Source organism: Kitasatospora sp. NPDC057198 (genome assembly GCF_042670125.1).
Taxonomy (GTDB): domain Bacteria; phylum Actinomycetota; class Actinomycetes; order Streptomycetales; family Streptomycetaceae; genus Kitasatospora.
Genome location: NZ_JBHUWH010000350.1, coordinates 1 through 8,585, shown reverse-complemented (window position 1 = coordinate 8,585; position 8,585 = coordinate 1). Strand labels below are relative to the sequence as shown.

Genomic DNA, 8,585 nt, shown 5'->3' with positions numbered 1-8,585 from the left:
GACAGGGGGAGCACCCCCGGGCGTCAGCCCTTCTTGGCGCGCGAGGCGGTGCGGCCGCGCTCCTTGGCGTCCAGGACGACCTTGCGGATGCGCACGGTCTCCGGGGTCACCTCGATGCACTCGTCCTCGCGGCAGAACTCCAGCGACTGCTCCAGCGAGAGCTTGCGCGGCGGCACGATGGACTCCGCCACGTCGGCGTTCGAGGAACGCATGTTGGTGAGCTTCTTCTCCTTGGTGATGTTCACGTCCATGTCGTCGGAGCGGGAGTTCTCGCCGACGATCATGCCCTCGTACACCTCGGTGCCGGGGTCGGTGAACAGCACGCCGCGCTCCTGCAGGTTGGTCATCGCGAAGGCGGTGACCACGCCGGAGCGGTCGGCGACCAGGGAGCCGTTGTTACGGGTCGTCAGGGTGCCGAACCACGGCTCGTAGCCCTCGTGGATCGAGTGCGCGATGCCGGTGCCGCGGGTGTTGGTGAGGAACTCGGTGCGGAAGCCGATCAGGCCGCGGGACGGCACCACGAACTCCATCCGGACCCAGCCCGAGCCGTGGTTGGACATGTTGTCCATCCGGCCCTTGCGGATGCCCATCAGCTGCGTGACGGCGCCCATGTGCTCCTCGGGCACGTCCACGGTGAGGCGCTCGACCGGCTCGTGGGTCTTGCCGTTGACCTCCCGGGTGACCACCTGCGGCTTGCCGACGGTCAGCTCGAAGCCCTCGCGGCGCATGGTCTCGATCAGGATGGCCAGCGCCAGCTCGCCGCGGCCCTGCACCTCCCAGGCGTCCGGGCGCTCGGTCTCCAGCACGCGCAGCGACACGTTGCCGATCAGCTCGCGGTCCAGGCGGTCCTTCACCTGGCGGGCCGTCACCTTGCGGTCCACCTTGCCGGCCGCCTTGGCGTCGGCGCCCTTGCCGGAGCCGCCCTTGCCGACCAGCGGCGAGGTGTTGGTGCCGATGGTCATCGAGATGGCGGGCTCGTCGACGGTGATCAGCGGCAGCGCGATCGGGTTCTCGGTGTCCGCGAGGGTCTCGCCGATCATGATGTCGCCGATGCCGGCGACGGCGCAGATGTCACCGGGGCCGGCCACCTCGGCGGGCTTGCGGGTGAGCGCCTCGGTCATCAGCAGCTCGGAGATCCGGACGTTCTGGATCGAGCCGTCGCGCTTGATCCAGGCCACCGTCTGGCCCTTGCGCAGCTCGCCCTGCTCGACCCGGAGCAGCGCGATGCGGCCGAGGAAGTTGTCGGCGTCCAGGTTGGTGACGTGCGCCTGCAGCGGGGCGTCCTCGTCGTAGACCGGGGCCGGGACGTGCTCCAGGATGGTGGAGAAGAACGGCTCCAGGTTGTCGGAGTCGGCCGGCACGGTGCCGTTCTCCGGCTTGGTCAGCGAGGCCACGCCGTCGCGGGCGCAGGCGAAGACGATCGGGAACTCGATCTGGTCCTCGTCCGCGTCCAGGTCCAGGAACAGGTCGTAGGTCTCGTTGATGACCTCGTCGATCCGGGCGTCCGGACGGTCGGTCTTGTTGATGCACAGGATGACGGGCAGCCGGGCGGTGAGCGCCTTGCGCAGCACGAAGCGGGTCTGCGGCAGCGGGCCCTCGGAGGCGTCGACCAGCAGGACGACCGCGTCCACCATCGACAGGCCGCGCTCGACCTCGCCGCCGAAGTCGGCGTGGCCGGGGGTGTCGATGATGTTGATGGTGATCGGCGCGCCACCGTCCTTGGGGTGGTACTTGACCGCGGTGTTCTTCGCGAGAATGGTGATGCCCTTCTCGCGCTCCAGGTCGTTCGAGTCCATCATCCGGTCGTCGAGCTGCTGGTGGGCGGCGAAGGCGCCGGCCTGCTTCAGCATGGCGTCGACCAGGGTGGTCTTGCCGTGGTCGACGTGGGCGACGATGGCGACGTTACGAATGTCGTTGCGCGTGGGCATGCGGCGCTGATTCTCCCGGAATCGTGGGTCACGGTGCCCGGCCCGCGTCAGCATTCACCGGTCCACCCGCCGGGCACGGCACATGCCTCGGCTTCTTCCCATCGTACGGGGAAGGGCCCAACGGAGCCGAAACGGGCGGCTCCGGGGCGGTGGAGATCACAAGTGGATCTCGGTCCTTCCCGTACGCACCAAGGGATCGGGAAGCTACGCCGGTGAAGAGAACCATGTCCCTCCTGCTGGTCGCCCTCTCGGCCGTCGGCACCTACGCCGCCCTGCAGAGCGCCCCCGACCAGAACCTCGGCCTCCGGGTGCTCGGCCTGTTCGGCGGCATCTGCGCCGCCGTCTCCCTCACCCAGCTGCTACTCGGGGCGGTCGGCCGGTGGGGCGGGCTGCGGGCGCTGTCCTACAGCCTCGGCCTCGGCGCCCGGCTGTTCGACGTGCCGCTCGGACGGCGCCGACTCGTGGTGCGCACCCGGCCGTACCCCCTGCTCTACGGCATCCACCTGCGGGTTCCGGCGCCCCGGGGACGGGTCTGGGCGGTGGTGGCCGCCGCGTACGCCGTGCCGGTGCTGCTCGGCGGGTGGCTGCTGGCGGCCGGTCCGGACGGCTGGCGGCTGTTCGGCACCGCGCTGACGGGGGCCCCGGTGCTGGAGCTGCTGGCTTCGGCGGCCGTCCCGGGCGGTGCGGGCTGGATCGTGCTGCGCCTGCCCACCGCCCCCGAGGAACTGCTGGCGGCGCTCTGCCAGACGCCCGTCGAGGCGGAGGCCAAGCTGGCCCTGGAGAACGGCCGGATCGACGAGGCGGCCGCGCTGCTGGACGGGGCCGGGGAGCCGTCCGGCCCGGCCGGGGCCGCGCTCCGGATCCACCTGCTGCTGGCCCGCGGACACTGGCAGCAGGCCCTGGCGGACACCGAGCGGCTGCCCTGGGCCCCGCCGCCCGGCACCGAGTGGGTCCGGGCGCTGCTGCGCGGCCAGGTGCTGGTCTGCGCGGCGGACGCCGGACTGCTCTCCCCCGCCGAGTACCTGCCCCGGCTGACGGCCGAGCTGGACGCGGTCGGCCCCCGGCAGCACGCCGTGCTGCTCCGGGCCGACCTGCTGCGGCTGCGCGGCGAGCGGGAGGCCGCGCTGAAAGCCTCCGCGGTGGGCGTGCGGATGATGGGCGACGCGCTGGTCTCGGCCGACGCGCTGTGCAGCCGGGCGGCCGCGCTGCTGGCCCTGGGCCGGACCGCGGAGGCCGACCGGGAACTGGCCAAGGCCCGGAAGCTGCTGCCCGGCCTGGCCCGGATCGCCCTGGTGGAGCGCCGGGCCGCGGCCGTGGTGCTGGACTAGGTCCTGTCCGGTCGGTCTTGTCGGATCAGCGCGCGGCGTCGCGCGCCCGGCAGGACCGGCCGGACAGGGCCTGGGCCGGGCCTAGAGCGCCAGCTCGAACCAGACGATCTTGCCCTTGGGGGTGCGGCGGCTGCCCCAGCGCTCGGCCAGCAGGGAGACCAGCTGGAGGCCGCGGCCGCCCTCGTCGGTCTCCTGGGCGCGGCGCTGGCGCGGCTGGGCGTAGGCGTCGTCCCAGACCTCGCAGACCATGGTCTTGTCGCGCAGCAGGCGCAGCCGGATCTCGCCGCGGCCGTGCCGCAGCGCGTTGGTGACCAGCTCGCTGACCAGCAGTTCGGAGGTGTCGACGAGTTCGTCCAGGCCGCGTTCCAGCAGCCAGCCGCAGGCGGCCTCGCGGGCCTTGGCGACCGAGGTCGGCTCGGAGGGGAAGCGCCAGTCGCCGACCGAGCCCTTGGGCAGGGCCTTGACCTTGGCCATCAGCAGGGCGATGTCGTCCTCGCCGTGGTGCGGGTTGAGCTCGTCCAGGACCTGGTCGCAGAGCTCCTCGATCTGCTCGGACCCGGCGGCCAGGGCGGCCCGGAAGGCGTCGATGCCCTCGTCGAGCTGGTGCTTGCGGGACTCCACCAGGCCGTCGGTGTAGAGGGCCAGGACGGCGCCCTCCGGCAGGTCGACGGTGACCTCCTCGAAGGGCTCGCCGCCGACGCCGAGCGGCAGGCCGGGCGGCACGGTGATGGTGCGGGCGCCCTGGCCGGGGGTGAGCAGGACGGGCGGGAGGTGGCCGGCGTTGGCGAAGGTGCAGCGCTGCTTGACGGCGTCGTAGACGGCGTAGACGCAGGTGGCGAGGTAGACCTCGGCGCTGGAGCGGTCCGGGTCCTCGTCGTTGCCGAGGCCGCGGGCGATCTCGTCGAGGGCGGAGAGCACCTCTTCGGGGTCGAGGTCGAGCATGGCCAGGGTGCGTACGGCGGTGCGCAGTTGGCCCATCGCGACGGCGGCGCGCAGGCCGCGGCCCATCACGTCGCCGATCACCAGGGCGGTGCGGCTGCCGGGCAGCGGGATGACGTCGAACCAGTCGCCGCCGACCTCGGTGTTGTTGTTGCTGGGCAGGTAGCGGCGGGCGATCTCCAGGCCGGAGGCGGCCGGGTTGCCGGGGGGCAGCAGGCTGCGCTGGAGGATCAGCGCGCGCTCGTGCTCGCGGCGGTAGAGCCGGGCGTTGTCGACGCAGACGGCGGCGCGGGCGACGAGCTCCTCGGCGATCGCGACCTCGCGGGCGTCGAACGGCTCGCTGCCGATCGCCCGGGAGAGCTGGACCAGGCCGAGCACCTGGTCGCGGGCGACCAGCGGCACCACCAGGGTGGAGCGCAGCAGCGGGTCGGGGCCGGGCTGCGGGACGACGCTGCGGCCGGTGCGCAGGGCGCGGGCGTGCGGGGAGCGCGGCGGGTAGCAGAGCGTGCCGCCGGCCTCGGCGACCCGGACGCCGCCGCGCTCGCTGCCGAGCACGGACGGGGCATTGCCGACCACGCTGGAGACGGCGACCCGGCGCAGTTCGCCGCTCTCCGGGTTGGCGCTGAGCGGGGCGGAGTCGCCGGTGAGCAGGGCGGTGTACAGGTCGACGGTGGCGACGTCGCAGAACTGCGGGACGATCACGTCGAGCAGTTCCTTGGCGGTGGTCTCCAGGTCGAGGGTGGAGCCGATGTGGGTGGACGCCTCGTTCAGCAGGGCGAGGCTGCGGCGCACGCCGGCCGCCTCGCGTTCGGCGATGTGCCGGCTGGTGACGTCCTGGACCTGGCCGGCCACGCCGATCGGGCGGCCGCCGGCGGCGGTGAGCCGGTACAGCGAGACGGCCCAGGTGCGCTGGTCCTCGTCGCGGCCGGCGCTGGGGCGGGCGGCCCGGACGGGGCCGGACAGCCGCAGGTCGAGGACGGGCTCCTGGCCGGTGAGGACCTTGCGCAGGGCGAGCAGCAGCCGGTCCGCGTCGGAGGGGCGGAAGACGTCCCCCGGGGCGAGGCCCTGGAGGGCGGCGGTGCTGCGGCCGACGCCGGCCGCGAAGGCGGCGTTGACCCGCTGCAGCTTGAGGTCGGTGTCGAAAAGGAAGAACCCGGTGGGGGTCTGGCCGATGACGGCCTCGGAGGCGGCCAGGTCGGTCTCGATGGCGCGCAGCCGGCCGAGGTCGACGGCGAGGCAGGTGGCGGAGCCGTCGGCGCTGGCGGGCATCGCGTAGACCTCGGCGAGGCTCTCGGCGCCCGAGAGGTCCCGGTAGGGGGCGGTGCCGACCCACTCCTCGCCGGAGAGGATGCGTTCCAGCCGGGCCCGGCCGCGCTGCCACAGCTCGCGCGGGATGAACGCGGTGATCGGGTCGGCGCCGACCGCCTCGGCGGCGGGGACGCCGAAGAACTCGGCGGCCCGGTCGCTCCACTGCGCGATCCGCCCGTCCGGGCCGATCGCGAAGGTCGCGACCCTGATGTAGTCGTAGATGGTGCCCGCGGCGCCCTGTCCCCAGCCGAGCGGCAGCGCGGGGGGGGTCGTCGGGGCACCCGGCTGCTCCGGCACCGCGGCATAGCCGCCGCTGCCGTGCGTCACGTTCCGTGCCGGGAAGCTGTTCAACGGACCGACCCCTCCAACCCGCGCCCATCCGGTGTCGAGAAGACCGAGTATTCGATGTCCGAGTATTCATCATTCGGGTGCGGGCGCACACGCCCTTCAACGTCACAACATCGAATCGGGTAGTTGAACCTCCGAGTTCGCGAGTTCGAACCAGACGACTTTGCCCAGCCCCTCGGCCCTGGTGCCCCAGCGCAGGGCGAGCCTGCGGACCAGCTCCAGGCCGCGCCCGCCCTCGTCGCCGGCCCCGGCGTGGCGCTCCCGGGGCGGGTCGGGCAGCGGGTCGGAGATCTCCACCAGGAGCAGTTCGCCGAGGGTCAGCCGGACGCCGATCGGGGCGCTGGCGTACCGGACGGCGTTGGTGACCAGTTCGCTGACGAGCAGTTCGGCGGTGTCGGTGAGTTCCTCGGCGCCCCAGTCGGAGAGCGTGCCGCGGACCAGCCGGCGGGCCCGGGAGACCGCGGTCGGTTCGGCGGGCAGCGTCCAGCCGGCGGTGGGCACGTCGGCCCGGCCGCGGCCGAGCCGGGCCAGCAGCAGGGCCACGTCGTCGGGCTCGCGGCCCTGCTCCATGGTGCCGAGGACGGCCTCGCACGCCTGCTGGATCGAGGCGTACGGCTGTTCGAGCACGCTGATCAACCTCCCCAGTCCCACGTCCAGGTCCTTGTCCCGGGACTCCACCAGCCCGTCCGTGCACAGGGCGAGCAGGCTGCCGTCCGGGATCCGCATCTCGATGGACTCGAACGGCACCCCGCCGACGCCGAGCGGCGCGCCGGAGGGCAGGTCGAGCACCTGGCCGGCGCCGCCGGGCAGCGGGCCGCCGGAGCGGGCCGGCTCGGCGTCGGCGCCGGGCACCACCAGGACCGGCGGGATGTGGCCGGCCTTGGTGACGGTCAGGCTGCGCCGGGCGGGGTCGAAGACCGCGTAGACGCAGGTGGCGAGCAGGGCCTCGTCGGGGCCCTGGGCGAGGTCGTCGGCGAGCTCGTGGACGTGCCGCAGGACGACCTCGGGGGCCAGGTCGAGCGCGGCCAGCACGCGGACGGCGGTGCGCAGCCGGCCCATCGTGGCGGCGGCCCGCAGGCCGTGGCCCATCACGTCGCCGACCACCAGGGCGGTGCGGTCGCCGGGCAGCGGGATGACGTCGAACCAGTCGCCGCCGACCTCGGTGCCGCTGGAGCCGGGCACGTACCGGTAGGCGACCTCGACGCCGGTGGGCTGCGGGACCTGCTGCGGCAGCAGGGTGCGCTGCAGGGTGAGCGCGGCGGTGCGCTCGCGGGCGTAGAGGCGGGCGTTGTCGAGGGAGCTGCCGGCCCGGTCGGCGAGCTCGACGGTGAAGGCGAGGTCGTCGCGGTCGAAGCCCTCGCGGTAGCCGGCCCGGCTGACCACCAGCAGGCCGATCACGATGCCGCGGGCCCGCAGCGGGACCACCAGCCGGGAGTGCACGCCGAGTTCCCGGGCGGCCTCGACCTTGGGGTCGCCCGCGAAGGACAGCTCCTCGGCGCCGTTGCCGCCGGAGAGCAGTTCGGGGACGCCGCTGCGCAGCACCCGGCCGAAGACCGACCCCTCGTCGAAGGTGATCCGGGCGCCGTGCCGCAGCATGGTCTCCACCGCGGGGCCCTGCTGGATCGCGGCGACGCCGAGCTGGAGCAGCGAGGTGTGCCGGTCGTGGCCGTGCCGGGGCAGGTCGTCGCCGTGCGCGACGGCCTGCAGCAGGATCACCCCGGCGTAGTCGGCGAGCCGCGGGACGACCGCCCCGGCCAGCTCCTGGGCGATCATCGAGGCGTCCAGCAGGTCGCCGACCCGGGAGCCGAACTCGTTGAGCAGCGACAGCCGGCGCCGGGCGCCCTCGACCTTGGCCACCGCCCGGTAGCGCTCGGTGACGTCCATCACGGTGCCGGAGATGCCCAGGACGCGGCCGGAGCGGTCGGTCATCCGGCTGTAGGAGATCGACCGGTAGCCGGAGCGGGCGGTGGACGGGGAGGCCAGCGTGACGTCGATGACCGGCTCGCCGGTGGCCAGCACCTGGCGCTGGACGGCGGTGATCTCGTCGGCGGAGCGCTCGGGCAGCGTCTCGCCGGTGGTGCGGCCGATGTGCTCCTCGGCGGGCAGGCCGTTCATCTCGGCCAGGGTGCGGTTGACGGCGGTGTAGCGCAGCTCGGTGTCGAGGACGGCGATGCCGAGCGGGGACTGCTCGAACAGCGCGTCGCGGACCGCGAGGTCCCGTTCGACGGCGCGCAGCGCGGCGGCCTCGGTGAGCGCGGCCTGCACGTACGGGGCGCCGTCGCCGTCCACCAGCAGGGAGAGCCGGGCCTCCACCTCGACCGGCAGGCCGTCCCGGTCGGCGAGCTCGGTGAAGCCGTGCCAGGAGCCGCGGCGCAGCGTCTCCTGGAGGGCGGCCCGGGTGCGCCGCACCTGGTCCTGGTCGGGGATCAGCTCGTCCACGGCGCGGCCGACCAGCACCTCGCTGGGCCAGCCGAGCATCTCCTCGGCGGCGGGGCTCCACAGCACCACCCGGCCCGAGGTGTCGAGGATGACGATGGCCACCCGGACCACGTCCAGCAGGCTGCCGCCCTCGGTGCGGCGGCTGGGGTGCAGGGCGGTGGGGCCGCTGTCGGCGCGGGCGCCGGGGCGCTGCTCGGACGTGCCGGGGAAGGCCCGGGCGGGGCGGCCGCGGGCGGGGGGCTGCGCGCCGCCGCCGGGCGCCGCGGGCGGCTGGGGGGCGGGGCCGGCGCTGGGG

At 74.1% G+C, this 8,585-nt stretch carries 4 protein-coding genes; 1 reads left to right on the top strand and 3 read right to left on the bottom strand.

The window, feature by feature from the left end; genetic code table 11:
• Window positions 1-23: 23 nt before the first annotated feature.
• The gene (gene typA / locus ACFUEL_RS29545) at window positions 24-1,928 is read right to left on the bottom strand and encodes a translational GTPase TypA (protein ID WP_380239833.1); all 1,905 of its coding nucleotides are present in this window, start codon (window positions 1,926-1,928) and stop codon (window positions 24-26) included.
• A 212-nt stretch (window positions 1,929-2,140) separates the two neighbouring features.
• Here typA and ACFUEL_RS29540 point away from each other — a divergent pair, with 212 nt between their 5' ends.
• Entirely contained in the window at window positions 2,141-3,256 is a 1,116-nt protein-coding gene (locus tag ACFUEL_RS29540) for a hypothetical protein (RefSeq protein ID WP_380239832.1), read from the top strand.
• A gap of 81 nt (window positions 3,257-3,337) precedes the next feature.
• Here the strand turns inward: ACFUEL_RS29540 and ACFUEL_RS29535 are convergent, their stop codons facing one another.
• Together ACFUEL_RS29535 and ACFUEL_RS29530 are read right to left on the bottom strand one after the other, a co-directional pair.
• A complete protein-coding gene (locus tag ACFUEL_RS29535) occupies window positions 3,338-5,800 on the bottom strand; it encodes a SpoIIE family protein phosphatase (RefSeq protein WP_380239834.1) in 2,463 nt (820 codons plus the stop codon).
• A 156-nt stretch (window positions 5,801-5,956) separates the two neighbouring features.
• Window positions 5,957-8,585, bottom strand: a 2,629-nt coding sequence (locus ACFUEL_RS29530; protein WP_380239831.1) for a SpoIIE family protein phosphatase, incomplete at its 5' end; no start/stop codon positions are given.